Raw genomic sequence first — 26,013 nt, 5'->3', positions numbered from 1 at the left:
GTTGTTTGATTAAAAATTGACATTGACTCCAAAAGAATATTTTCTCTGGTAGGGATATTGGTATCCACTGGTCTCTCCCCTTGGGGCACTGTATGCAGGGTTGATACGTTCGTTGATATCGGAAACTGCCTCGGGATCGAAGAAATCGGCAATTTGGGACCATTCAAACAGATTGTCGCCACTAAAGTACAGACGTACGGAAGAGATGCCTGTATTCTTGGTAAACTTGGTAGGAATGGTATACCCGAAGGTGATATTTTTCAGCCTTAGGTATGACCCATCCAATAGATAAGCGGTCTGGGGAATGGCCAAACCTTGGGCTTGGTCCAAACGCTCTCCCAAGTTCCGATCTGCCAACCAAGCTTGGAGCACAGGGTATCGGGCATCGGTATTGGCGTTGGCCAACCCGGCATTGATGTAGGATTGTGAATGGTTGGCTACACGGTCAGCACTGTCGTCGGAAGCCCGGTAAAAATCCTGTAAGTGTTCATATCCGCCTGAATAAGGCTGTTGGTAGAAGCCCCAGTACAGATAATCCCTTGGATAGTAGTCACGTTTGGCCACGCCCTGAAGGAAAACACCAAGGTCAAAATTATTCCAGTCAAAGTTGAGGTTGAGCCCAAAACGGTATCTGGGCAACATATTTCCAATGACTTTCATGTCTTTGGGATCGTCGGCGGACAGTCCTTTTTCAATTTTTTGGTTTCCATCCAAGTCCACATATTTGGGCCATCCTTCCACAATTTCAAGGGCTCCCCACGGAATGATGCTGGTTTCGTCCAAAGCATCGATTTCTTCCTGTGATCTAAAGAAGCCATCGGAGGTAAGTCCCCAAATTTCGCCAATTTCCATGCCTTCATAATATTGCAAGAGGCTATTGTTGGGGTTGTCAAATCGGGTGATGGTGGATTTACTGTCGCTCAAATTAAACTTGGCACTAAATCGCAACGGGTTGTTGGGGTTTCCAAAGTTGTTCTGATAGCTCAAGGACAATTCCCAACCTTCTGTCCGCAGGTCTCCTGCGTTTTCCTTAGGTTCACTGGCGCCCAAAACAGCGGGTAGGTCCTTGCCCAGCGTGAGCATCCCTTTGGTATCCCGGACAAAATAATCAAAAGAGGCATTGAACTTATTGTTGAACATACCAAGGTCAACACCCACGTTCTTGGAAACCACTTCTTCCCAAGTATAATTGTTGGAAACAATCCCAGGTGCCGTAATTTTTAAGGGCAGTTCGCCATCGATGATATAATCTGACAAGTCCGATCCCATGGAAGGAATGTAGTCAAAAGAGCCATCGTTCAACTTGCTTGACCCTACATCTTGGTTCCCAAGGGAGCCGTAGGAAGCCCTGAACTTTAATAGGTTCAAGGTTGGATATAGGGATTTCATAAAGTTTTCATTGGCAACGTTCCAAGCGAGGGAAACGGATGGGAAGAATCCAAAACGTTTGTCTTTTGGGAATCTGGATGAGCCATCATATCTTCCGTTGAGTTCCAAAATATAGCGATCCTTATAGATGTAATTGGCCCTATAGAACAACCCGCGTAGTGCCCATGATCGTATGTATTGGTTGCCGTACAAGGTGCCTGTCGCCAATTCAAGTGTAGGAAGCGAAGAAGAAATAACCGCATCCCTATTAAGGGTCACATAATCATATCGGGATTCTTCTTGGTTGTAACCTCCCAACAGCGTAAGGGTATGATCACTAAAAGTTTTGTTGAAGGTTCCATAGATGTTCAATACTTGATATTGCTCATCGGAGAATTGCTTCCATACTTCATTGATACCCTCTTCACGAACATCGTCCGGACCGTATCCTATTTGAAACTTTGCATAATTGGCATCATAATTATAATGCTCTTTGCGCAGGGTGTACTCGGCATTCACTTTTAGAATGTCCTTGATCAACCAAGCCTGGGTGTCAAAGGTGGTTTGAAAAGTGTTGGTTTCACCGGTTTCATTGCCACCATCCGTCAAACGGGCGCCCATCCACCCAACATCGGTATTGGCCCAACTGCCATCGGGGTTTTTATCCCAATCCGTAGGAGCAAAGTTGTATAAGGTCTGAATGTTGAAATAGGAAGGGTTTTTTCGCTTTGAAATTAGATAGGAAGTATTGTTCCCCAAACTTAACCAATCGTTCAGCTGCACATTAATCCTACTGCGGAGCCCGGTTCTGCTAAAGTAGTCATCGGCAATCTTTAAGGAACCATTGTGTTTATTGTGTGATGCGGAAAGGTAATAGCTCACTTTTTCCGACCCGCCGGTAAAGCTCAGGTTATGGTTTTGCGAATAGGTATTGTTGGACAAGAAATAATTGGTCCAGTTTTCATTACCCATATATTCCCATAGTCCAGGGTTGTTGAAACTTTCCCTGACTCCAACGGTACCAAGCGGATTGTCACTTCGTTCCCTTGCCCAAGCCAGTCTTTCGGCCGAAGTTCCCACACCTGTCCATGGTGTATTGTCTTCTGACAAGCGTTGAAGGGCCAAATAAATATAGGGGTCGGTGGTTTTCTCGGGCACGACAGTGGGGGTGCCTAAGGTAACGTAGGTATTGTATCGAATAGATGTTTTTTCCTTGCTTCCGGTCTTGGTGGTAATCAAAAGCACCCCAAAGGCTGCTCTTGCGCCATAGATGGCAGCAGAGGAAGCATCTTTTAGTACAGAGATACTTTCAATATCTTCAGGGGCAATCAAATTCAATAGGGATACATCCGAAGGTACCCCGTCTATGATCACTAGGGGATTTCCTCCGTTGATGGAGGTAAAGCCCCGGATGTTCACTACAGGGTTGGCTCCGGGTGCCCCACTGTTAAAATCAATGTTCAGACCCGGAGAAATACCCTGCAGACCTTGGGTCACATTGTTGATGGGCCTAGTGTCCAATTGCTCAACGGATACGTTGTTCACGGCACCGGAAAGATTCACTTTCTTTTGGGTGCCAAAACCAACGACGACCACTTCGCTCAAACTTTGGACATCTTCTTCCAATATCACATTTATGGTATTGGATGCGCCAACGGTCACTTCCTTGGTGGTGAAACCAATATAGGAGAATTCCAGAATTTGACCTTCCTCAGTTGTAATGGAATAGTTTCCATCAAAATCGGATGCTGTTCCATTGGTAGTGCCCTTGACCATTACAGTCACACCGGCCAAAGGTACATTGGAGGCGTCGGCGATGGTACCAGAGACTTCCTTTTGGCCATAGCCTAGGAAAGCGGTGGTTAAAAACAGTACAAAAAGTAAGATGTTTTTCATTTCATGTTTGCATTTAGATGGTTTAGTAGTTATTTATTTTCCAAAATCCACGTGTTCAATTTGGTATTTGGGGTTTCCAGAACGAGTTTGCAAAACCCCTTTGGAAGTTTTCTTAGGGAAAGGCTTATTCTACCTTCTTCAAGGGCAACCGTCTTTACCAATTTGTAGGTGTCTTTACCTCCCGAGTTAAATTCATTGGTACCGCTCATATAAAGTTTGGCCTCACCTTCGACAAAGGGTTTCCAGGACAGAACAAGCTTGTTGCCCTCCTTTTTGGCCTTTAGGTCAATGGCATCGACTGGTCGTATCAAGGAGACCCCATCCCATTCCCTTTGCACATCCATGGGTACGTTAAGGCTAAGAAAGTCGGTCATGGTAGGCAGGATGTCCACAACGGCAGGGGTCTGCTCCTTGAAGTAGGTATTGGTATCTTGTGAGTTGGTCACGATCCAAGTACTGCGCTCACGATCGCTTTGACCACCATGACCTTTTCCATCCTTGGAGCTTCTACCATGATCGGTGGTCACAATGAGCAACCATTCTTCCTTATGGGTAGATTGTCGCTTTTTTATCGCCTGCCAAATTTTGCCCACAAGGGCATCTTCAAACTGTATGGCTGCGTTAAATCGTTTGCTATCACCAAACCCATGGCCCATATCATCGGAGAACTCAAGGTAGACCCATGAAGCGTCCGGGGCTTTTTCAAGAATGGTCTTTGCAGCATGGTCGGCGACCGTATAGTCAATCAGTTTCATAAAATTTCTTTGGGCATCATGCGGATAGTTGATGGTATCATGCTCCAGACCATCAAAGGCATAGTCCACTTTTATATGATCGGTTTCCGGGAGACCATCACCAATGAGTTTGGTTCTATTGTCCAGCCAAGAAGAAAATACCGCTACCGTTCCGTTGGGGCGTTGGTCTTTGAATAATTTAAAGATGGTAGGGTAATTATAGTTGGGTTTTTTAATGCCATTGCCCCATACATTGTGTTTGTTGGCCCATGTACCCGTAAGAAGGCTATTGTAGCCCACTGCGGAGATGGTAGGGGTCTCGGAATAGGTGTCCTTTCCACCACCAACATAGGCATTGGTATATCCTCCCGAGCTTCCAATACTGTCAAGGTAAGGAGTATGGGCATTTTTTAATTGATCGGCAGAAATGCCATCCACAATGATGAACACCACTTTTTTCGCAATGGAATCCTGCGCTATCGCAGAGCTTGCACAAGTAGTGGTAAGGCCCAAAAGGGCAGTGATAAAAAGAAGATAGTTAGCTTTCATGATGATGCGTTAAAAGACAGGTCAAAGAAATGTAAATTGAATAAACGTTCAATTAATAAATATTTAAGTGATCGTTACGAAATTATAAAATAAATTAATTGAACGTTCAGTCAATCTATTTTTTTAAAAAAAAGAGTATTATTGCTTTAACATTGTAATTTGGACGAACCATGGGAAGAAAGAGTTTGGGGCCAACTAGGCGATTGGAAATCATAAAGGCATTTTACGAGGTGTCCAAGGAGATTGGATTGGAAAATGCTTCCATAGCCAAAGTGGCCAAAACCATGGGGATCAGCAATGGTCTGGTCATGCATTATTTCAATACCAAGGACGAACTCTTGATTGGATTGAACGAGTACATTCTTCAACAACACCTTAAGGTGTTGGTGGAAGATCATTTGGGGACCATAAAGACGCAAAAGGACCTTGAGGCGTTGATCTATAATCTATTTTCAAGAAAATGGAACCAGTATTTTGACGATGGGGTGTTTTATAGTTGTTATGCCCTTATCTATAGGAACAAGGCCTTCAATGACAGTTTTAAAGAGTACCTACTCCAATTGCACGATGTATTGCGGGAAGAATTGAAACAGGCATATAACAATGGAATTATCATCAATACCAATATTGATGAGCTCACCGAAATCATCTTTGCATTGATAGATGGGTCCTATTACTACATGGGGATGTTCCAACAGAATGATGAGGACCATCAAAGACAGCAAGAAATATACATAAGGCACTGTTTGGGCCTTTTTAAATATGCGGATTGATGGGAGTTTTCTTTGAGCTATTGGGCTGGGTCGGTTCGTATTGTTTTCTCTTTTCCTACTATATGTTGATTCAAGGAAAATGGGCATCCAATCAACCCATATATCATTGGTACAACATTATCGGCAGTGTACTTTTTGTGGCAAACGGGGCTTACTATTCAGCTTGGGCCGTTCTGTTCATCAACTTTGTCTGGGGTGTTATTGCCTGTTTTGGTTTGTACAAATCCGTGTCAACCAAATAAATGCAATTTATACGTTATGAGAAAATAACCGTCTTGTTGTTGTAGACCATGGTTTTTCGCGCTACGTGAAGTTGCACGGCACGGGAAAGTACAATTCGTTCCAAATCCCTTCCCTTGGCAATAAAATCTTTTATGGAATGTGAGTGGGACACTGCCGTGACATCCTGTTCTATGATAGGACCGGCATCAAGTTCCACGGTAACATAGTGACTGGTGGCGCCAATGATTTTGACCCCGCGTTCAAAAGCGGCATGATAGGGTTTGGCCCCTACAAAAGCAGGTAAGAAAGAGTGATGGATATTAATTATTTTCTGCGGGTAGGTGTCAATTAATTGGTCTGATATGATTTGCATATACCGCGCCAAAACGATAAAATCCACCTGATGTTCCTTTAATAGCCTGAGTTGTTCGGCTTCTGCACTTTCTTTGGTTTCCTTGGTAACGGGAACATGATAAAAAGGAATCTGGAATTGCTCCGCAACATAGGCCAAATCTTCATGGTTGCTCAGGATGAAAGGAATGTCCACCATTAATTCCCCTGAATTGAACCTGCTCAAAAGGTCATAAAGACAGTGGTTGTATTTGGATACAAAAATGGCCATTTTAGGCTTATGGGCCTCCATATGGATATCCCACTGCATATTGAACTCATTGGCAAGGGTGGTATCAAACTTTTCCTTAAAATCATCCAGGACCAATTCAGTTTCAAACTCACATTGCAGTCGCATAAAGAATACCCCGGCTTGTTTGTCCACATGCTGATCCAAATAAATTACGTTTCCTTCCTGTTGATGAAGAAATGTGGTTACCGAGCGTATAATACCGGATTGGTCGGGGCAATGGATAAGTATAGTGAGCTTCATGGGCTAAATTAGACCGATAAAATTATAACATTCAAAAAAGGAAGACCACACACCTGTTGTTTTTTGTAATATTCTGAACAAAATCAATTTTGACTTGCATTTTCTGTAAATTGCATAGCCAAAAAAGACCCTTTATTGAAAATGGAACAAACCAAACCCTATAAACCCCAGAATAAAATCAGGATTGTGACCGCAGCCTCGCTTTTTGATGGTCATGATGCGGCTATCAATATTATGCGGCGTATTATCCAAGCCATTGGGGTCGAGGTGATTCATTTGGGACATGATAGAAGCGTGGCCGAAGTTGTGGACTGCGCCATTCAGGAAGACGCCAATGCCATAGCCATGACTTCATATCAAGGTGGGCACAATGAGTACTTCAGGTATATGTTCGATTTACTTCAAGAAAGAGGAGCCGGGCATATCAAGATTTTTGGTGGTGGGGGAGGTGTTATCCTTCCAGAGGAAATAAAGGAATTAATGGCCTATGGGATAGAGCGAATCTACTCACCTGACGACGGTCGGCAGATGGGGTTGCAGGGTATGATCAATGATTTGGTACAGCGCTGTGACAACCAGGTCTCCGATCTAATGCTTCCCAAAGGGAAAAAGGTGGGGGAAGCGTTGGAGGAGAAGAATATCAATACCGTGGCCCGATTGATTTCCTTGGCCGAAAACAGACATGAAGCGTTTGAAAAATATCAAAATGAAATACAGAGAGGTGCGGCGGACGTGCCTGTCTTGGGAATAACAGGAACCGGAGGTGCCGGGAAGTCCAGTTTGGTGGACGAACTGGTGCGTCGCTTTTTAGCGGATTTTCCAGATAAATATGTGGGCATCATTTCTGTGGATCCTTCCAAACGAAAAACGGGAGGTGCCCTATTGGGGGACAGGATTCGAATGAATGCCATCCATAATGAGCGGGTATATATGAGGTCATTGGCCACCCGGCAGTCCAATTTGGCCCTGTCCAAACATGTGTCCGAAGCAGTTCAGGTTCTCAAAGCCGCAAAATATGATCTGATTGTGCTGGAAACTTCAGGGATAGGACAGTCCGATACCGAAATTTTGGAGCATAGCGATGTGTCACTCTATGTAATGACCCCAGAGTTTGGGGCCGCCACCCAATTGGAGAAAATAGATATGTTGGACTTTGCGGATGTGGTGGCCATCAACAAGTTTGATAAACGGGGAGCTTTGGATGCACTTCGCGATGTGAAAAAGCAATACGCAAGAAACCACGGCTTGTGGCATGCCAAGGAGGAGGACCTTCCCATTTTTGGAACCATTGCTTCGCAGTTCAATGATCCAGGGATGAACAACCTTTATAAAATGGTCATGGACACCTTGGTGGAGAAAGCGGAGTCCCACTTGGTATCCCATTTTGAGGTAACCCAGGAAATGGCGGAAAAAATATATGTGATTCCACCCTCCCGGACCCGTTACCTCTCGGAAATATCAGAAAATAACCGCTCTTATGATTCCAAAGCAACGGAACAAGCCAAGGTGGCCCAAAAGCTGTACGGTATTTTTCTCACTTTATCCAGCCTTCTGGAAATGGACCAAGATAAAGCTGAAGAGCAACTCTTGGACAAATCCGGTTTGAATGAGGAAAAAATTCTTTCCCAATCCAATGATGCGGATGAAAAGAGCCTATTGAAACTATTGATCAAGGAATTTGACAAGGTAAAAATGCACCTAATGCCCCAACATTGGGAAGCTATCTTAAAATGGCAGGATAAGGTGGCGAAATATAAAGCTGAGTTCTATTCCTTCAAAGTACGGGATAAGGAAGTCAATATTAAAACCCATACCCAGTCGCTTTCCCATAGTGAAATTCCTAAAGTGGCTTTGCCCAAATACAAGGCTTGGGGCGATATCCTCAGTTGGATTTTACAAGAGAACGTACCTGGAAAGTTTCCGTATACAGCAGGACTGTATCCTTTCAAAAGGGAAGGGGAGGACCCTACACGAATGTTTGCCGGGGAAGGTGGACCGGAGCGTACCAACCGAAGGTTCCATTATGTAAGCTTGGATATGCCTGCAAAGCGGCTTTCAACAGCCTTTGATTCTGTGACACTTTACGGGAACGATCCAGATTTACGGCCTGACATCTATGGAAAAATTGGCAATGCGGGAGTGTCCATCTGTTGTTTGGACGATGCGAAAAAACTGTACTCAGGGTTTGATTTGAGTAACCCCATGACTTCTGTGAGCATGACTATCAATGGACCAGCGCCCATGCTATTGGGTTTCTTCATGAATGCCGCCATTGACCAAAATTGCGAGAAGTACATCAAGGAAAAAGGGCTTGAAAAGGAGGTGGATAAAAAGATGGACGATATCTTTAAAAGGAAAGGAACGTTCCGTCCTACCTATTTTGGCGACCTTCCCGAAGGGAACAATGGTTTGGGGTTGATGCTATTGGGAGTTACCGGAGATCAAGTATTGCCCAAAGAGGTGTATGAAAAAATCAAGAAAGAAACCCTGAGCCAGGTCAGGGGAACGGTGCAGGCCGATATTTTAAAGGAAGACCAAGCGCAGAATACCTGTATTTTTTCCACCGAGTTTGCCTTGCGGTTAATGGGTGATGTGCAAGAATATTTCATTGAGCATCAAGTGCGGAATTTTTACTCGGTGTCCATTTCGGGATATCATATAGCCGAGGCCGGGGCCAATCCCATTACGCAATTGGCCTTTACCCTTTCCAATGGTTTTACCTATGTGGAATATTATTTGAGCAGGGGAATGGATATTGATAAGTTTGGTCCCAACCTATCCTTTTTCTTTTCCAATGGGGTAGATCCTGAGTATGCCGTGATAGGCAGGGTGGCCCGAAGGATTTGGGCCAAGGCGCTCAAAGAAAAATATGGCGCCAACCCTAGGGCCCAAATGTTGAAGTACCATATTCAAACCTCGGGAAGGAGCTTGCATGCCCAGGAAATTGACTTCAACGATATCCGTACCACGCTTCAGGCACTTTACGCTATTTATGATAATTGCAATTCCCTACATACCAATGCCTATGATGAGGCTATTACGACGCCTACCGAAGAATCCGTTCGCAGGGCCATGGCCATCCAGTTGATCATCAATAAGGAATTGGGGTTGGCCAAGAATGAAAACCCTTTACAGGGGTCTTTTATCATAGAGGAACTTACCGATTTGGTTGAGGAAGCCGTGTTGATGGAGTTTGATAGAATTACAGAGCGTGGTGGGGTTTTGGGCGCTATGGAGACCATGTACCAACGTTCCAAGATTCAAGAAGAGAGTCTTCACTACGAAACGTTAAAACATTCGGGGGAATACCCAATTATAGGGGTGAATACATTCCTGAGTTCCAAAGGATCGCCCACCATATTGCCAGCAGAAGTGATTCGGGCAACGGAAGAAGAAAAGAAGAACCAGATTGAAACCTTAAAACAGCTGCATAAAAGAGAAAAAGAGATGGCTGGAATGCAATTGGTGGAACTTCAACAGGTGGCCATTCAAAATGGGAATATTTTTGAAAAATTAATGGAAGTTGCCAAGTACTGCTCCTTGGGTCAAATCACTACAGCCCTGTTCCAAGTAGGTGGACAATATAGACGCAATATGTAGAAGGGGAATTAGTCGTTCCGGTTATGGAAAGACCTTCTCCATTTTTTAAAGGAAGTCCTGAAAATTTTGATTTCCTTTCGAAGCAGGTTGAGGTACTCCTTTTCCTTGACACCGTCACGCTCCAAGCCGTTGCAATAGGCCAAAATGTTCCGGGTCATGATATTGATGTAATTTAAGCTGCGCATACGAACGGAATAGGAGTTGCTCAAGGCAGCTTGTTCCACTTCCCGGGTAATGAGAAGGGCATCATTTTTAAGGGATTGGGAGATGTCATCCCTGAAACTATCAATCTTGCGCAATGACAGAATCTCCTTGTTGTAGGAGAAATAGGAAGCCACGGCCTCGCTCAAATCTCGTAAGGCCAAAGATTTACGGTATACACCCAAAGAATTAAGAGAACTTCTCTCCATGGTTTTCAAAGCAATTTTGTCCTATAAAATTACGCACGAATTAAAAATCATGACTTTATTTTCAAAAGAGAAAAACAAGTTCTACCTTTAAAAAGAAAATATAATGGTCTTTTTTCTTAATATATGAAGATAGATGAACTTAATTGGCAAATATTAGGGCATTTGCAGCGCAATGCGAGGGAATCTTTTGCCAATATTGGCCGTAAAGTAGGGCTTACCCCGCCCGCGGTGGCAGAACGGGTGAAGAAAATGGAAGACCTGGGAATCATTGAGGGGTACGGGGCCAATATTTCCTATGTATTGGCCGGGCATCAGCTCAAAGCCATTATTATGTTGAGAGCCTTTATGGGCAAGTTAAAACCCTTTTTGGACAAGGTGAAATCTTTTCAGGAAGTGGTCAATTGTTACCGCATCACCGGAAATGAGAACATCATCATGGAAGTAGTGTTGAAAGATCAGGCCCATTTGGAAAAATTTATTGATGAACTGATTGTGTACGGGGAGTGCAGAACACATATTGTATTGTCCAACATTGTGGCGCATGCCCCCATTAAGAATGCCAAGACAAAGAAGTGAAGTTTATTACTTTTAAAGTAATTGGTGTGAAGTTCTTTTTTGGCTAGATTTTTGTTGCAATAGAACTATGAAAAAAACATACGCTATATTTTTTCTTTCGGTGATTTGTCTGACATCCGTATCGGCACAAAAACTAACCTTAAAAAAAGGGGAAATCATAGAAAACTTGCCCGTTAACGATTCCCTTTCAAGTACTTTTTCACTATTTCTACCCTCCGGTTTTACCACGGATAGGCAGTGGCCATTGCTTGTGGTTTTTGACATGGAAGGGAAAGGGAGACAGGCCTTGTCCATGTTTTTGACATCTGCCGAAAAGGAAGGTTATGTATTGGCTGCGCCAAAGGTTTTGGACAGCGTTTCAATCACCAACAATATGGTGACCACTTTGGGGACCATTGAGAGTGTTGTGGGAATGTTGCCCATTAAGAATGAAAGAATTTATACGGCGGGGGCTGCTTCTGGTGGACGTTTTGCAAGCTTGGTGCCTACCTTTATCAAAGGAATAAAAGGAGTCATGGTCATCAGTGCTTCCTTGGCCAATACGGAATTGTTGAATAGCAAGCAGTCTTTCCATTTTATTGGCATGGTCAATAGAAATAATTATAACTATCCCACATTATTGGCGGATGAGAAGCTATTGGATACCTACAAGTTTCCAAACCATATCTTATTATTTGAGGGAAATAACGAATGGCCTACCAATGACTACCTCAGTAAAGGAATGCAGTTGTTCACGCTCCAGGCCATGGGAAGAAAATGGGTGCCAAAGGATTCGGTTTATATTGAGAATGCATTCAAGGAAGACCTTGAAAAGGTCAATACACTAAGAAATTCAGGAAAGTTTATTTGGGCCGAACAGTATTTGGGAGAAATGATGAGCATGTACGGGGCCCATAAAAATTTGGATTCCTTGCGACTCGTGCAAAGGGAAGTAAGGAAAAATAAGCAGTTTAGGGCTATGAGACGCGAAGAACAGGCTGCCTTCCTGAAGGAGTCGTTGCTCAAGCAAGACTACCAATACTATATGGAAGAGGATATGCTGACCCATAACTTTAATAATTTGGGTTGGTGGAACTACCAAATGACCGAGGTCAATAAGTTTGTTTCCAGTGCAAATATCTTTGAGGTGGAAATGGGTAATCGTTTATTGGGATTTGTGAATGCTTTGGCAGCAGACAATATCCAAATGGTGCTCTCCAATGAAATGGTAGATGAAGATGCCCTTGCATTCTTGTACATGCTAAAGACATTATTGGAACCGGAAAATTTTGAATTTTACTTGAAAACGGTCTCTTTGAGTGCCAAAAATGAGGATTTTGGTACCGCTTTGTTCTATTTGGAAGAGGCCCTAAAGAAAGGATTCAAGGATAAGGAAAGATTGTATGGTTTGGAACATACCGCATTATTTCGAATCACTCCGGAGTTTAATACGTTGGTGTCCAAATATTTGGAGGATGCCTTGTATGATACTATTGAGGAGGAATAGATTTTGGTACGGAATCAAGGTTCCAGTCAATGACCAAACCACCTGCAATGGATTCCGTAATTTCTTTTCCATAGAGATGTTCGCATAGGTACAAAGCAGCTTCAAAACTTTTTGCTCCGCCTGCGGAGGTGATGAATTTTCCATCATGGACAAACAAAACGCTGTCCTTTACCTTGAGGTGCGGGAACATTGCCCTGTATTTTTCTATATCACTGGGAAAAGTGGTGGAAGCTACACTGTCCAAAATCCCCGATTTGGCCAATACAAAAGCCCCATCGCAATGTGAGGTCACAAAAAGGGCCTCCTTACTTACCTTGCGCACAAAATTCAGCATGGTGGTATCCTGTAGGTCGGTGTCCAAATGATGTTCGGCACTGGGAACCACCAAAATATCGATTTTGGGAATGGAGTCTTGGGTATAATCAAAATCTGGGAGTATTCGTACGCCCTCAAAGGAAGTGATCGGTTTCAAAGTATTGGCCACACTAAAGGTGTTCATGGCCTTGATCCCCTTTCTGAACTGGGTATGTTGAAAGATGTCATAAGGTGCCGTAAACTCGGTGTTGTACACCCCGTCCATGATCAAGAACCCTACGTTGTACCGATTGGGCCTTAAGGTGGGTAATTGTCGGTTCACATCATGGTCAACCTTCCCTTCGGGTCTCTTATCCACACAGGCAGTTAGAAAAATAATTAGGGCAAAACAGAATACTTTTTTTATCATAGTGGCACTAAGGTAGCATTAAGAATCATTTCCGCTACTTTTGCAATAAAATTATGCGCATGAAGTATTCTTTTGTAGTCTTGGCAGTCTTGTTGATGGCTTGTGGAAGAGGAAAAAAATATCATGATGATGTTAAAACAATCTCTTCTGATTCATCTGGGTTGACAGCTATTTTAAACTATCAGAAAGAGACGAACGAAAGCTTCAAGGATCCTGAAACCTCACCCTTGCCGGACAAGTATCGCAAAGATTTTGAAGGATTGGATTTTTATGCCCCGGATACCACTTATGTGGTCACCGCGAAATTGGTACTCACCCCGGACGCTGTTCCGTTTTTGTTGCCCACTACCACGGATAGGAAAAGTAGGGAAGTAGTGTATGGAATTGCCCATTTCCAACTGAATGGGGAAGAACGTGAACTGGAGGTCTATCGAAGTTTGGATTTGGTAGGGGAAGCAGGGTATGAGGATTATCTGTTCCTTCCTTTTTTGGATGATACCAATGGAGACGAAACCTATGGAGGTGGTAGGTATATAGATTTATCCATTCCGGAAGGAGACACTTTGGTGATTGACTTCAACAGGGCGTATAACCCCTATTGCGTGTATAACAAAAAATACTCCTGCCCTCTAGTGCCGAGGCAAAATTATTTGAGAACTAAAGTGAGAGCAGGAGTTAAAGATTTTAAAACAGATTAAAAAGAATATATTGCTGCAACAAGCACCGAGGCCAAACCGGCTGTTGGTGTGTTGTCATTATCCAAGAAAACATCTTCAGAAGCGCTATCCAACCGAATTTCCGGTTTTAGGATCAAATCCCCAATGGTTGCACTTCCTGTAACTGTCAGGGCAAATACACTGGCATCACCGTCGGCATCGAATTGATCGCCAATGGCCCCGAAGAAGTCCCCTTCCATGAAATATTCGGCACGAAGGCCCACGGAAAAGGTTTCTGAGGTTTTGTACTGTGGATACAGCGCCAATCCGGTAAAGGTGCCCCCGTTGTCCTCTTGACTGAAATGGGCAGCATTGATGCCTAAAAAGAGCTCTTCGGTAAGGTCAAAACCGCCGGTGTAATCCACTTCAAAGCCACCCTGACTATACAGGAAATTCAGGAATTGCCCCGAATATCCCAATTGGGCGCCTACGGCATAATCCCCGGTGCCGTTCAACTCGGTCAGATCGGTTGGGTTCATGACCGCCAACATGGCGGACCAGTCGTTTCCCAAATCAACATCGGCCTTTAATCCGGTATGGCTAAAAGGGCCGTAGGAAAACAAATAAGAGGTGCTGTAATTGAAATTGGCCGCTGGTGAAATCACCTCATATCCCAAAAAGGTGTTGAAATTACCAAAGGTAAGGGTCACAGATTCGCTTACATTCCAATAGACATACAACTGGTTCACAATGTCACCTGTTGCGGAGTACATGGGCGACCCAAAAGTGGCATCTGTGCCCCTAGGGCCAAAGACCAAATCAGCTACAAAGCCAACCTTTTCACCTTCGTAGGTTCCAACAAGGTTGGCCATACCCAGTGCAAATCCATCCAGATTGGCGAAGGAGGTTTCCGGTGCAATGGCCTCCTCACCATTGGGAGCGGTGATGTTAGATCTAAAGTATACATCCACAGTTCCGCTAAGATTCAATTTAGGCTTTTCTTTTTCTTGGGCGAGCACTCCCATAGAAATCAGCGCCAGTGCTGGAAAAGCAACTTTTTTTGCGTAATTTGCATTCGTAATCTTTTTCATCTTGGAATCGATTTAGATGTCCTTCGTTAGAGGGACATTCGGTTAGTAAATAGAGTTAGTTTGAAAAGATTATGTAACGGAGCGTTCTGCCAAACGCTCCGTTTTTAGTTTAGCAAAGTTGGTTTAGTTGTTTTGTGAGCTAATATGCTCAGGATAGGCCTCCATTCCGTGTTCGTGGATATCCAGACCTTCAATTTCCTCTTTTTCGGAGACTCTGAGACCCATGGTCTTTTTCAAAATGAACAAGATCACAAAGGAGGCCAATGCGGACCAAAGGATATACGATAGAGATCCGTAGGTCTGTACCCAAAGGAGTTTACCGTTCCCTCCATAGAACAATCCGCCATCCAAGGCAAAAAGACCTACAAGGACGGTTCCCAAAAAGCCACATACGCCATGTACGGATATGGCACCTACAGGGTCATCAATCTTTAATTTTTTGTCAATAAATTCAATGGAGCACACCACTACTATACCACAAACAAGTCCAATGGCGAGCGCTCCAAAAGGGTTTACGGCCCCACAACCGGCGGTAATACCGACCAAACCGGCCAACGCACCGTTCAAGGTCATGGAGATATCTGCTTTGCCATATCTGGACCAGGTAAAGAATAGGGCTCCTATGGCTCCAATGGCCGCGGCCAAATTGGTGTTGATGATCACATTGACCGCACTGACGGTATTATTGCCACCCCAGGCCAACTGAGATCCGCCGTTGAAACCAAACCATCCCAACCAAAGTATGAATACCCCAAGGGCGCCAAAGGCCATGTTGTGTCCTGCAATCACTTTTGCTTTTCCATCCACATATTTTCCAATCCTGGGACCTACAAGAATTGCGGCCACCAAAGCAGCTGCACCACCAACGGCATGAACTACGGAAGAGCCCGCAAAGTCAATAAACCCGGCAGTATTTAACCAAGCATCGTCATCAAAGGGCCAGTACCAGCTACCTGATATGGGATAAATTAAAGTGGTAAGCAAGGCCGAAAAAATAAGGTAAGTAGAAAACTTGGTCCTTCCGGCGATGGCTCCTGAAACAATGGTCGCTGCCGTTGCGCAGAATACCGTCTGGAAGAACAAGTTGTGCCAATCCGTTGCACTGAAAAAGAAATACCCTTGATCGGAGGGACTGGATCTAAAAAAACCGCCACCCACCAAATCGCTGCCATACATTATGGCATAACCAACGGCCCAGAACATAATGGAACCAACAGAAAGGTCCATAAAGTTCTTCATGATAATGTTTCCTGAATTCTTACTGCGGGTGAATCCAATTTCCACCAAAGTGAACCCAGCCTGCATAAAAAATACCAGAATGGCCGCTATCGTTATCCACAATGCACTCATATCGCCAGTAATAGTTTCAACAGCTTTATCTATCGCTTCTTGTCCTTGTACAATCATAATCTAAGTTTTTTTTTGAGTTTTTGGCTGTTTGTTTAGTTGATTCCTGCGCTACCACTTTCCTTGGTCCGAATCCTGTAAGCTTCGATCATGTCGGACACAAAGATTTTTCCATCGCCTACATTGCCTGTGCTTGCCGTATCCAATAGAACATTGATGGTTCTTTCCAGAAAGTCATCAGAAACCACAATGACCAGATATCTTCTTTGTATATCACTGGTGCTGTAGGAGATACCTCTGTATACATGCCCTTGTTTCTCATTCCCCACTCCCGTAACATCCCAATAGCTGAAGAAGTTGACCTCAATCTGATGGAGGGCTTTCTTGACCTCATCAAATTTTGATTTTCTAATAATTGCCTCGATTTTTTTCATAAGTAAAACAGTTAATTGATTTGCCAAATATATGTTAATTGAAAAAAGACCACCCCTAATGAAGGGGGTATTGATAAATTTTTAGTGAAATTTGAAAACAACCCCGTATTTTTTTAGGGTATGATATTTTAAATGTGGTTTTTGTGGAATATCTGTGGTCTACTTTAGGTGGGAAACGGAAAAAAAATGACTTAGTGTGTTAAAAACCAGTCAAGTAGTGGTTCTTATACGTGATTTTTGTCGAAAAGTAATGATATGATATGTGGGCTACTCGCCCAATTTTGATAACCATAGGCCCAGCATAACAGCCAAAACACCTACAGTGATACTAGAAATCAGATAAATGGAAAAATGAAGTAGTTCACTGTTTCTGAGAAGGAAGTGTTTTTCAAAGGCAAAAGCAGAAAAAGTAGTAAACCCACCGCAGAAACCCGTAGCCAAAAACAAGGTGCTGTTTTGAGAAAGAATGTTACCCCTAGCCGAGAGACCCAGGATAAATCCTATAAGTAGACATCCAATTATATTGACTAAAAAAGTACCCAGAAAAAAATTAGGGGATAATGGATTCAGAGGTTTTGAAATGGCATATCGTAAAACGCTGCCAAACCCTCCACCCAAAAAAACAAGAATGGCCTGTTTCATACCCAAAGGTACAAACTATACCGCTTTCTTGTATTCAGATTCGGTAGACTCGCTTGGGAATAGTTTTCTAACGGATACCTCGGAAATTTTTCGAATGGGTTTTCTAAGGTCGTCCAAGCCTCCATTGACACTAAAAATCAACAGTAACGCATTAATGGCGAGTAAAATAAGAAGAAGGCTAAAAAATGTGGTCATCTATCTCTGGCTGAACAATTGTTTTACAAAAGTACGTATTTTCCTATGTTTTGGTTGGAATGAGGTAATAAAAGTTGTCAATGCCCCCATTTTTGTTGGGAACTTATGTTCAATGTTAATTTTTGAGGAAGTTTTTGATCAAGAATAGGATAATAATGAATACTATGAATGAAATCAAGACCCATTTTACCCCGGTATAGTTTTTTTTATGAAGCTTTTTGTCCTTTCGGTAAGTAAAAGAAATGGCGGCCACAAAGAAAATAATAAAAAGTACGGCGAAAATTAACTGCCCTGAGCTGAACATATTTTATATTTTTATGCAAAGCTAAATGAAAACAAGTGTAATGGAAAGTAAAATAAAGGCGGTGGAGCAGTTCCACATTTCCTTTGGTCTGGGAGTGTCCAAAAAACCTATGGCCGATTTGGGTGAAGCAAAGAATCTTTTGCGGTTCAATCTTATGGATGAGGAAAATAAAGAATATCTGGAAGCGGCCAATGAAGGGGACCTAATTGAAGTGGCCGATGCACTGGGGGATATGCTCTATATTCTTTGTGGGACCATTCTGGAACATGGGATGCAGTATAAAATAGAGGAAGTGTTCGAGGAAATCCAACGTAGCAACATGAGCAAGTTGGGAGAAGATGGAAAGCCTATTTACCGGGAGGATGGCAAAGTTATGAAGGGGCCAAATTATTTTAAACCTGATATCCAATCCATCATGGACCAATAATAAAAAAGGCACCTATTAGGTGCCTTTTTTTTTAAAGTACAGGATATCGCCAACCGAATTTGTCCTCGGCCCTGTTGTATTGGATATCTGTAATTCTCTTCTTGAGACGGGATGCATAACTGTCTTCCAATTCGGGAAGGTCATAATCCTCTCCCTTGTATCCAAAGGCTCCTATTGGTGAGACGACCGCTGCCGTACCTGCACCGAACATTTCTTTTAAGGAACCATTTTTAGCGGCTTCCACTATTTCCTTTACGGAAACCTTGCGTACTTCGGTCTTGATACCTTCATCTTTGGCAATGTCCAAGATGCTTTTTCTGGTAATGCCGTCCAAGATACGGTCATTGGTAGGTGCGGTGAGCAAGGTGTCACCGATGCGTACAAACACGTTCATGGCCCCTGCCTCTTCGATAAATTCGTGGGCATTGTCATCGGTCCAAATAACCTGTTGGTATCCTTTTTCCGCGGCCAATTGCGTTGGGTAAAACTGTCCTGCATAATTTCCTCCAGCCTTGGCATACCCAACCCCACCATTGGCGGCACGGGAGTACTTTTCCTCTATCAATACCTTGACACTCCCTGAAAAGTAGGCTCCGGACGGAGCACAGGCTATAATGAATTTATAGGCATTGGCGGGAGAGGCGTGAAAGCCCGTTCCCGATGCAAATATAAAAGGACGTATATAAAGGGAGCTGCCGGGGGTTGTGGGAACCCAATCCTTCTCCAATTGCAACAGCGCGGTAAGCCCGTCCATAAAATAGGCTTCTGGTAGCTCAGGAATGGCCAATCGTTCGGCTGATTTGTTCAATCGCTTGTAGTTTTCCAAAGGACGGAAGAGCCATATTTTATCGTCCTCGTCCTTGTAAGCCTTCATCCCTTCAAAAATAGATTGGCCATAATGGAAAATTTTTGCCGAGGGATCCAGGGTAATGGGTTGGTAAGGGACAATCTTTGGAGCCTTCCATTCTCCATTTTCAAAATCACAGACCAGCATATGGTCCGTATACGTGCTTCCAAAAGAAAGATTTTCAAAATCCACATCATGGATTTTGGATGTTTTTGTCTTCTCGACCGTGATGTTGTTCATTACCGCTTCCATATCATTAACTTTGGAAGGTTAAAATTAGCTATTTATTGTTAGTTTTAGGGGTTTCGTAATTCTAATTTCTGTTCTTTGTCGAGAATTGTTCAAATATTGTCTAAAATGAGGTCTTTTAACATTTTTTGTACTGTTTTTTTAGTCTTTTCCATTCAAGTTGTTTTGGCACAGCACTCGGTCAAAGGCGCGTATTATGGCGAGGAGTTTGCCATATCTGAAAAAGTGAATGAAGGCAAGGCCATTTATACAGGTCTTACCGCTAAGGATTCCCTGCAAACACAATTGTCTGGGGAGATCAGGGAAGTATGTCAGGCAAAGGGGTGTTGGATGAAGGTCGAGATTGCTCCCCAAGAAGAAGTGTTCGTAAGGTTCAAGGATTACGGCTTTTTTGTGCCCAAAGATGCCGCGGACAAGAAGGTCTTCATGCAAGGCGTTGCTTTTTTGGAGGAAATGTCTGTGGATGACCAAAGACATTATGCAAAGGATAGCGGTGCTTCGGAAGAAGAAATCAATCAAATCAAAGAGCCCAAACGGATACTTCGGTTTGAGGCCGAAGGGGTTCTCATCAAAGATTGAATTTGAAACGAAAGATCATAACCACTGGTGATGGTTCCAAGACCATCCAAATAGAGGATTGGGACGAACAGTACCATTCCAAGCATGGGGCGGTCCAAGAGGCTTACCATGTTTTTATCGAGCACGGATTACGACTGTTCAATAACACCAATATTAAACTTCTGGAAATTGGTTTTGGAACTGGATTGAATGCCTTGATAACCCTTTTGGAGTCCAAAAAGCAACAACTGAACATGGAATATGTGGGGGTAGAGGCCTACCCGGTATCCATGGAAGAAATTGCGGAATTGGATTATTGTACCCAATTGAATGCCTTGGACCATCAAGAGAAGTTCGAGGAAATGCATCGGTCCCCTTGGGAAAAGAGTACGTTGATTACCAAAGATTTTTCATTGCACAAACAGCAGAAAGATTTCAAGGAAATCACAGATTCGGATACGTACAATCTCATTTATTTTGATGCCTTTGGTGCTCGGGTACAACCAGAACTATGGACCGAGGAAATTTTTGAAAAGATGTATCGGGCACTCAAAACCAATGGGGTTCTGGTCACTTATGCCGCCAAGGGAAGCGTTCGAAGGGCCATGCAGCATGTGGGCTTTACCGTAGAGCGGCTACCCGGTCCGCCGGGGAAACGGGAAATGCTTCGAGCCACTAAAGATTGAACCGTATCAAGGCTTTGTTAACGGGGCCACCTTTCATTATCTTAAATTCACTTAAAGTCGGCATATTTGTGTTAAACCTAAATTAATACCTAAGGAACAGCACTTTAAACCTGTAAATTTGCATTAAAATGATTGTATGAAGGTGTTGATTACAGGAGCTACGGGTTTAATCGGTGGGGCAATCGTCAAGGTATTGCAGTCCAAAGGTATTGCCGTGAATTACTTAACGACACAAAAACGGAAAATTGAGCAATCCGAAGATTACCGGGGCTTTTATTGGAACCCAAGTAAAGGTGAATTGGATATGGCCTGTTTTGATGGGGTCGATGCCATTATCAACCTAGCTGGGGCCAGCATTGCCAAACGTTGGACGCCGATTCATAAAAAAAAGGTGCTTTCGAGCCGTATCAACAGCCTACAGACGTTGTATAGGGCCATGGAAAAACTGGATTCGTCCATTGGCTTGCTGATTTCGGCATCTGCCATTGGGATTTATCCAGACTCCCTCTCTAAGTTTTACGATGAACAGGAACTCCAAGTGGATGACAGTTTTGTAGGTGAAGTGGCCCAAAAATGGGAAGCGGAGGTGGATACCTTTAAAAATTTGGGAGTCAATGTCTCCAAGATTCGGATAGGGATTGTATTGTCCGATCAAGGAGGGGCTTTGCCCCAAATGGCGCTACCGGTCAAAAAATATGTAGGGGCACCGTTGGGTAGCGGTGAACAATGGCAATCATGGATCCATATTGAGGATTTGGCACAATTATTTGTGTTCATCTTGGAAAATGATCTTGATGGGGTATACAATGGTGTGGCCCCAAACCCGGTGACCAATGCCAAAATGACCAAAGAACTGGCACGTAATTTGGATCGGCCATTATGGTTGCCCCATGTGCCCAAGTTCGTCCTGAAAATGCTTTTGGGTAAAATGTCATACCTGCTGTTGGCCAGTCAGCGGGTGAGCAGTAAAAAGATTGAAAACGAAGGGTTCGCCTTTCAACACCCCAATATTTGTTTGGCACTGCAACATATTTATGCCGAAAAGGATGAAAATGCCTCGGTAGATTCTGTTTCCGAAGAGCTTGTGTGATGGGTTGATGAAGTTTTTTGCAAAGGATAAATCCGCTTAGAGCGGATTTTTTTATGTTTTGTGGTGACATTTTGACATTTTCGAGCAATTGGCAGTAATTTTGCCATTCCTAAAAAAGAATAAAACAGACGCATATGAGCAAGAAAAGTAAAGTTGAGGATATGGAAGGGTTTTCTGAAGAAGCCCAAACGGTCAATCCTGAGCTGAACGATGAAAATATGAACGGTGCAGAAGAGATTTCCGAAGAGGAGGGGCTACGTGAGGAACTGGCCAAGGAGAAGGATAAGTTTTTGAGGCTTTTTGCCGAGTTTGAAAACTTTAAGAAAAGAACCTCGAAGGAGCGTATGGAGCTGTTCAAAACGGCCGGACAGGAAGTCATGGTCTCCCTGTTGCCCGTAATGGACGATTTTGACCGTGCCTTGAAGGAGCTTGCAAAATCCGATGACAAAGAAATGTTCAAAGGCGTTGAGCTTATCAACAATAAGTTCAAGGAAACCCTAAAGAATAAAGGCTTGGAGCAGATTGAGGTAAAGGAAGGCGATACGTTTGATGCCGAAGTGCACGATGCCATTACCCAAATTCCGGCACCCGATAAAAAATTGAAAGGTAAAATCATTGATGTGGTCGAAAAAGGCTTTAAGCTTGGAGACCGTATCATTCGGCACCCTAAGGTGGTTGTTGGCAACTAATAGCTTATGAAGGAGGATTTTTACGAAATATTGGGGGTCTCAAAAGGAGCATCCGCTGCAGAAATAAAGAAAGCCTACAGAAAAAAGGCCATTGAATTCCATCCGGACAAAAACCCTGGGGATACTAAGGCAGAGGAGATGTTCAAGAAGGCCGCCGAAGCCTATGAAGTGTTGAGCGACCCGGACAAGCGAGCAAGATACGACCAGTTTGGTCATGCTGCTTTCGATGGTAGTTCCGGATTTGGTGGCGGAGGTATGAACATGGACGATATCTTCAGTCAGTTTGGGGATATCTTTGGAGGTGCCTTTGGAGGAGGTTTCAGCGGATTTGGCGGATTTGGTGGTGGGGGCCAGCGTAGGATGAAAGGAAGTAATCTACGAATCCGGGTAAAACTGACTTTGGAGGAAGTGGCCAATGGCGTGGAGAAGAAGGTGAAGGTGAGAAGAAAACTTCAGGCGGACGGCGTAACCTACAAAACCTGTTCAACCTGTAATGGAAGTGGGCAGATCACCAAGATTACCAATACTATTTTGGGTCGAATGCAGACCGCGACCACCTGTCATACCTGTGGCGGTTCCGGTCAGACCATAGATCATCGTCCTTCAGGGGCAGACGCCCAAGGACTTAAGGTAGAGGAAGAGACCGTTTCCATTAAAATTCCACCGGGTGTTGAGGATGGCATGCAGCTAAAAGTATCTGGAAAAGGGAATGACGCTCCTGGAAATGGAATCTCGGGAGACCTTTTGGTGGCCATTGAAACCCTTGAACATGAAACCCTAAAAAGGGAAGGGGACAATCTGCACTATGATCTTTATGTGAGTATTTCAGAAGCCGTTCTGGGAAGTTCCAAGGAAATCGATGCCATTGGAGGCAAGGTCCGTATAAAACTGGAGCCCGGAATCCAATCCGGAAAAATATTGAGGCTTCGCGGAAAAGGGGTCAATAGCATCAATGGTTATGGCAGTGGAGACCTTTTGGTCCATGTGAATGTTTGGACCCCAAAGGAATTGAACAAGGAACAACGGGAGTTTTTTGAACGGATGCAGAGTGATGAAAATTTTGTCCCAAAGCCCGAAAAATCGGACAAATCCTTTTTTGAAAAGGTGAAAGACATGTTCTCCTAAGAAGAAAAAACTTGCTGTTTAAATAAAAAACGTATATTTGAAACTGATGTTGGGTGACCAATATCTAATTTTCTTTTTCATAGCAATTTTTTTCCCATCCTTGAAATTTTTAAGGGTGGGTTTTTGTTTTAGGGGAAAACCAATCTTTTTGGGCAAATACATATCTTTGAAAAAAATGTATGCATGGATAACATCCTTGTTGCCAAAAATGTTTCCAAATCGTATGGGAACTATACCGCGCTGAGCAACATTTCACTCAATATACCTAAGAATTGCATCTATGGTCTACTAGGTCCCAATGGGGCGGGGAAGACTTCGTTTATACGTATCATCAACCAAATAACACATCCGGATACCGGGGAGATTTTGTTCAATGGGGAACCCTTGGCGCCGCAACATATATCCTATATTGGATATTTGCCGGAAGAACGCGGTTTGTACAAGAGCATGAAGGTGGGGGAACAGGCCCTGTATCTGGCGCAGCTCAAAGGTCTTTCCAAGGCTGAGGCCAAAAAGCGATTAAAATATTGGTTTGATCGTTTGGATATTGGAGATTGGTGGAACAAAAAAATCCAAGAGCTCTCCAAAGGGATGGCCCAGAAGATCCAATTTATAGTTACGGTGCTCCATGAGCCCAAACTGTTGATTTTTGATGAACCTTTCAGCGGTTTTGATCCCATAAACGCCAATATCATCAAGGATGAGATCCTTCAGCTTAAGGAAAAGGGAACATCCATTATTTTTTCCACACACCGTATGGAATCCGTTGAGGAGCTTTGTGAATACATAGCCCTGATCCATAAGTCGGAAAAAATATTGGATGGCAAACTCTCTGAGATCAAAAAAGCCTATAAGAACAATATTTTTAATGTAGGATTGGAAATCCAGCAAGATGCAGATGCTTTGATGGAGAACTTGAACAAAAACCACCATATCCTATCTTCCAGTTTTGATAGTGTAGAAAACCAATTGGACTTTAGGGTGCAATTGCCGTCGTCCCACACCGCTAAAATATTGGCAGAACTTTCCAGTGTGGCCAATGTGAACCGTTTTGAGGAGACCATACCCTCGGCCAACGATATTTTTATTCAAACCGTAAACAAAAAGGACAATGATAGGTAAGTTGGGTTTGATTATTAGACGGGAGTATTTGGCAAAGGTGAGGAACCGTTCGTTTATTGTCATGACCATTCTTAGTCCCCTCTTGATTGTGGGCATGATTGTACTGATAGCCTACCTCACCAAGATAAACGACAATGAGAAACGAGTGATTTCCATTCTCAATGAAAGTGCTTTTTTTCATCAGGAATTTAAACCTACGGAACAAATCTCTTACATCCATTTGGATGGACTTAGCTTGGATGATGCTAAGGACTCGATTAATTCCATGGGGTATTATGGCCTATTGTATCTCCCCTATGGGAAAGACGTGGAACAAGTGGCAAAATCTGCCTATCTGTATACCAAGGACAATCCCAATACCCAGATGACCCAACACTTGGAGGGCATCATACAAAGACGGTTACGCCAAGGCCGATTGGAAAAATTAGGGGTGTCACAAGATCAATTTTCCCAAGTGGAACAACCTTTTGAAATCAATCTGGCCACATTTGATGGCGAAAAGAGCGTAAAGGGAATCAATGAGATCAAGGCGTTTATTGGAGGTGGATTCGGCTATGCCATCATGATGTTCATTATTATTTATGGTGGATTTGTAATGCGCAGTGTCATTGAGGAGAAAACCAGTAGGATCATAGAGGTGATCATCTCTTCGGTGAAACCCTTCCAACTGATGTTGGGCAAGATCATTGGTACCTCTCTGGCCGGGATTACCCAGTTTACCATCTGGTTGATATCCGCCTCACTGTTGTTGTTCTTGGCCGTGATGTTCTTTGGGATTGATTTGGGATCCATGGCGGAGAGTTCTAATATGCCCCCCGGTGCCATGAATGAGATGTCGCAATTGGCCACAATGGATAGTGAGATGATGACGTATGCCAGGGAGATATTGGATATTCCTTGGGGATTGTTGATCGTATCGTTTTTTATCTATTTTGTGCTGGGCTATCTGATCTACAGTTCCATTTATGCTGCCATTGGTGCCGCCGTGGACAATGAAACAGACACACAGCAATTTATTTTTCCGATTATTTTGCCGCTTATGTTGGCCATTTATGTGGGGTTCTTTTCTGTTTTCAGTAACCCACATGGTCCTATTGCTGTTGGTTTTTCATTATTTCCACTCACCTCGCCCATTGTAATGTTGATGCGTTTGCCTGGGGGAATTGGAGAAGGTGGTGTACCTTTATGGCAATTGTTGGTGTCCATAGCCCTATTGGTCATTACCTTTTTGGGAATTGTGTCCTTGGCGGCAAAAATCTATAGGGTAGGCATACTTATGTATGGCAAAAAACCAACCTATAAAGAGTTGATCAAGTGGTTACGATATTAG

General features: G+C 43.4%; 26 protein-coding genes. 14 read left to right on the top strand and 12 right to left on the bottom strand.

Annotated elements, in window-relative coordinates:
- Window positions 1-9: 9 nt before the first annotated feature.
- Both DN53_RS03630 and DN53_RS03625 read right to left on the bottom strand, forming a co-directional pair.
- Window positions 10-3,264, bottom strand: a complete 3,255-nt coding sequence (locus DN53_RS03630; protein WP_129653037.1) for a SusC/RagA family TonB-linked outer membrane protein — start codon at window positions 3,262-3,264, stop codon at window positions 10-12.
- A 29-nt stretch (window positions 3,265-3,293) separates the two neighbouring features.
- Window positions 3,294-4,547 (bottom strand): alkaline phosphatase family protein, encoded by a 1,254-nt coding sequence (locus tag DN53_RS03625; RefSeq protein WP_129653036.1) that lies wholly within the window; start codon window positions 4,545-4,547, stop codon window positions 3,294-3,296.
- Window positions 4,548-4,717: 170 nt separating this feature from the next.
- Between DN53_RS03625 and DN53_RS03620 the strand changes: the two genes are divergently transcribed.
- Together DN53_RS03620 and DN53_RS03615 are read left to right on the top strand one after the other, a co-directional pair.
- Window positions 4,718-5,320, top strand: coding sequence for a TetR family transcriptional regulator (locus DN53_RS03620; RefSeq protein ID WP_129653035.1), 603 nt, complete (start codon window positions 4,718-4,720; stop codon window positions 5,318-5,320).
- On the top strand, window positions 5,320-5,562 hold the full coding sequence (locus DN53_RS03615; protein WP_129653034.1) for a CBU_0592 family membrane protein: 243 nt from the start codon (window positions 5,320-5,322) through the stop codon (window positions 5,560-5,562). The genes DN53_RS03620 and DN53_RS03615 overlap by 1 nt, the downstream gene beginning before the upstream one ends.
- Before the next feature lie 14 nt (window positions 5,563-5,576).
- On the opposite strand, the gene purU is transcribed toward DN53_RS03615, so the two are convergent.
- Entirely contained in the window at window positions 5,577-6,425 is an 849-nt protein-coding gene (purU, locus tag DN53_RS03610) for a formyltetrahydrofolate deformylase (RefSeq protein WP_129653033.1), read from the bottom strand.
- 141 nt (window positions 6,426-6,566) lie between these two features.
- On the opposite strand from purU, the gene DN53_RS03605 reads away from it, so the two are divergent.
- On the top strand, window positions 6,567-10,025 hold the full coding sequence (locus tag DN53_RS03605; protein ID WP_129653032.1) for a methylmalonyl-CoA mutase family protein: 3,459 nt from the start codon (window positions 6,567-6,569) through the stop codon (window positions 10,023-10,025).
- An 8-nt stretch (window positions 10,026-10,033) separates the two neighbouring features.
- Here DN53_RS03605 and DN53_RS03600 read toward each other — a convergent pair whose 3' ends face one another.
- Entirely contained in the window at window positions 10,034-10,435 is a 402-nt protein-coding gene (locus DN53_RS03600) for a hypothetical protein (protein WP_129653031.1), read from the bottom strand.
- Between the two features lie 123 nt (window positions 10,436-10,558).
- On the opposite strand from DN53_RS03600, the gene DN53_RS03595 reads away from it, so the two are divergent.
- Entirely contained in the window at window positions 10,559-11,011 is a 453-nt protein-coding gene (locus DN53_RS03595; RefSeq protein WP_129653030.1) for an Lrp/AsnC family transcriptional regulator, read from the top strand.
- 67 nt (window positions 11,012-11,078) lie between these two features.
- The gene (locus DN53_RS03590) at window positions 11,079-12,497 is read left to right on the top strand and encodes an alpha/beta hydrolase (protein WP_129653029.1); all 1,419 of its coding nucleotides are present in this window, start codon (window positions 11,079-11,081) and stop codon (window positions 12,495-12,497) included.
- Here the strand turns inward: DN53_RS03590 and DN53_RS03585 are convergent.
- Window positions 12,481-13,218: a DJ-1/PfpI family protein gene (locus DN53_RS03585; protein ID WP_417935913.1), complete on the bottom strand. Its 738-nt coding sequence runs from the start codon at window positions 13,216-13,218 to the stop codon at window positions 12,481-12,483. The genes DN53_RS03590 and DN53_RS03585 overlap by 17 nt on opposite strands.
- 62 nt (window positions 13,219-13,280) lie before the next feature.
- On the opposite strand from DN53_RS03585, the gene DN53_RS03580 reads away from it, so the two are divergent.
- Complete coding sequence (locus DN53_RS03580) at window positions 13,281-13,919, top strand: DUF1684 domain-containing protein (RefSeq protein WP_129653027.1); 639 nt, start codon at window positions 13,281-13,283, stop codon at window positions 13,917-13,919.
- On the opposite strand, the gene DN53_RS03575 is transcribed toward DN53_RS03580, so the two are convergent.
- The 6 genes from DN53_RS03575 to DN53_RS18045 all read right to left on the bottom strand — a co-directional run bounded on the left by DN53_RS03575 (window position 13,916) and on the right by DN53_RS18045 (window position 17,890).
- Window positions 13,916-14,968 (bottom strand): outer membrane beta-barrel protein, encoded by a 1,053-nt coding sequence (locus DN53_RS03575; protein WP_129653026.1) that lies wholly within the window; start codon window positions 14,966-14,968, stop codon window positions 13,916-13,918. The two genes, DN53_RS03580 and DN53_RS03575, sit on opposite strands and share 4 nt — an antisense overlap.
- A 123-nt stretch (window positions 14,969-15,091) precedes the next feature.
- The gene (locus tag DN53_RS03570) at window positions 15,092-16,375 is read right to left on the bottom strand and encodes an ammonium transporter (RefSeq protein ID WP_129653025.1); all 1,284 of its coding nucleotides are present in this window, start codon (window positions 16,373-16,375) and stop codon (window positions 15,092-15,094) included.
- Between the two features lie 35 nt (window positions 16,376-16,410).
- A complete protein-coding gene (locus tag DN53_RS03565; RefSeq protein WP_116218313.1) occupies window positions 16,411-16,749 on the bottom strand; it encodes a P-II family nitrogen regulator in 339 nt (112 codons plus the stop codon).
- Between the two features lie 267 nt (window positions 16,750-17,016).
- Complete coding sequence (gene crcB / locus DN53_RS03560) at window positions 17,017-17,391, bottom strand: fluoride efflux transporter CrcB (protein ID WP_129653024.1); 375 nt, start codon at window positions 17,389-17,391, stop codon at window positions 17,017-17,019.
- Window positions 17,392-17,406: 15 nt separating this feature from the next.
- Complete coding sequence (locus DN53_RS03555; RefSeq protein WP_129653023.1) at window positions 17,407-17,586, bottom strand: hypothetical protein; 180 nt, start codon at window positions 17,584-17,586, stop codon at window positions 17,407-17,409.
- Between the two features lie 115 nt (window positions 17,587-17,701).
- A complete protein-coding gene (locus DN53_RS18045; RefSeq protein ID WP_129653022.1) occupies window positions 17,702-17,890 on the bottom strand; it encodes a hypothetical protein in 189 nt (62 codons plus the stop codon).
- 40 nt (window positions 17,891-17,930) lie between these two features.
- Between DN53_RS18045 and DN53_RS03545 the strand changes: the two genes are divergently transcribed.
- Entirely contained in the window at window positions 17,931-18,317 is a 387-nt protein-coding gene (locus DN53_RS03545; RefSeq protein ID WP_129653021.1) for a pyrophosphohydrolase domain-containing protein, read from the top strand.
- 31 nt (window positions 18,318-18,348) lie between these two features.
- Here DN53_RS03545 and DN53_RS03540 read toward each other — a convergent pair whose 3' ends face one another.
- Window positions 18,349-19,416: a branched-chain amino acid aminotransferase gene (locus tag DN53_RS03540; protein ID WP_129653020.1), complete on the bottom strand. Its 1,068-nt coding sequence runs from the start codon at window positions 19,414-19,416 to the stop codon at window positions 18,349-18,351.
- A gap of 162 nt (window positions 19,417-19,578) precedes the next feature.
- Here DN53_RS03540 and DN53_RS03535 point away from each other — a divergent pair, with 162 nt between their 5' ends.
- From DN53_RS03535 to DN53_RS03505, 7 genes are all read left to right on the top strand, one after another.
- Window positions 19,579-19,992 (top strand): DUF4920 domain-containing protein, encoded by a 414-nt coding sequence (locus DN53_RS03535; protein WP_242502057.1) that lies wholly within the window; start codon window positions 19,579-19,581, stop codon window positions 19,990-19,992.
- Between the two features lie 2 nt (window positions 19,993-19,994).
- Window positions 19,995-20,657 carry a tRNA (5-methylaminomethyl-2-thiouridine)(34)-methyltransferase MnmC2 gene (gene mnmC2, locus DN53_RS03530; RefSeq protein WP_129653018.1) on the top strand — a complete coding sequence of 221 codons (663 nt, stop codon included), beginning with the start codon at window positions 19,995-19,997 and terminating at the stop codon, window positions 20,655-20,657.
- A gap of 136 nt (window positions 20,658-20,793) precedes the next feature.
- The gene (locus tag DN53_RS03525; protein WP_129653017.1) at window positions 20,794-21,747 is read left to right on the top strand and encodes a TIGR01777 family oxidoreductase; all 954 of its coding nucleotides are present in this window, start codon (window positions 20,794-20,796) and stop codon (window positions 21,745-21,747) included.
- A gap of 134 nt (window positions 21,748-21,881) precedes the next feature.
- A complete protein-coding gene (locus DN53_RS03520) occupies window positions 21,882-22,436 on the top strand; it encodes a nucleotide exchange factor GrpE (RefSeq protein ID WP_129653016.1) in 555 nt (184 codons plus the stop codon).
- Window positions 22,437-22,442: 6 nt separating this feature from the next.
- Window positions 22,443-23,561, top strand: coding sequence for a molecular chaperone DnaJ (dnaJ, locus tag DN53_RS03515; protein ID WP_129653015.1), 1,119 nt, complete (start codon window positions 22,443-22,445; stop codon window positions 23,559-23,561).
- 183 nt (window positions 23,562-23,744) lie between these two features.
- A complete protein-coding gene (locus tag DN53_RS03510; RefSeq protein ID WP_207211066.1) occupies window positions 23,745-24,683 on the top strand; it encodes an ABC transporter ATP-binding protein in 939 nt (312 codons plus the stop codon).
- Window positions 24,676-26,013, top strand: coding sequence for an ABC transporter permease (locus DN53_RS03505; RefSeq protein ID WP_165357284.1), 1,338 nt, complete (start codon window positions 24,676-24,678; stop codon window positions 26,011-26,013). Before DN53_RS03510 ends, DN53_RS03505 begins: the two co-directional genes overlap by 8 nt.

Source organism: Flagellimonas olearia, assembly GCF_004150225.1.
Classification (GTDB): Bacteria; Bacteroidota; Bacteroidia; order Flavobacteriales; family Flavobacteriaceae; genus Flagellimonas; species Flagellimonas olearia.
This window is presented reverse-complemented; position numbering and strand designations above follow the sequence as displayed.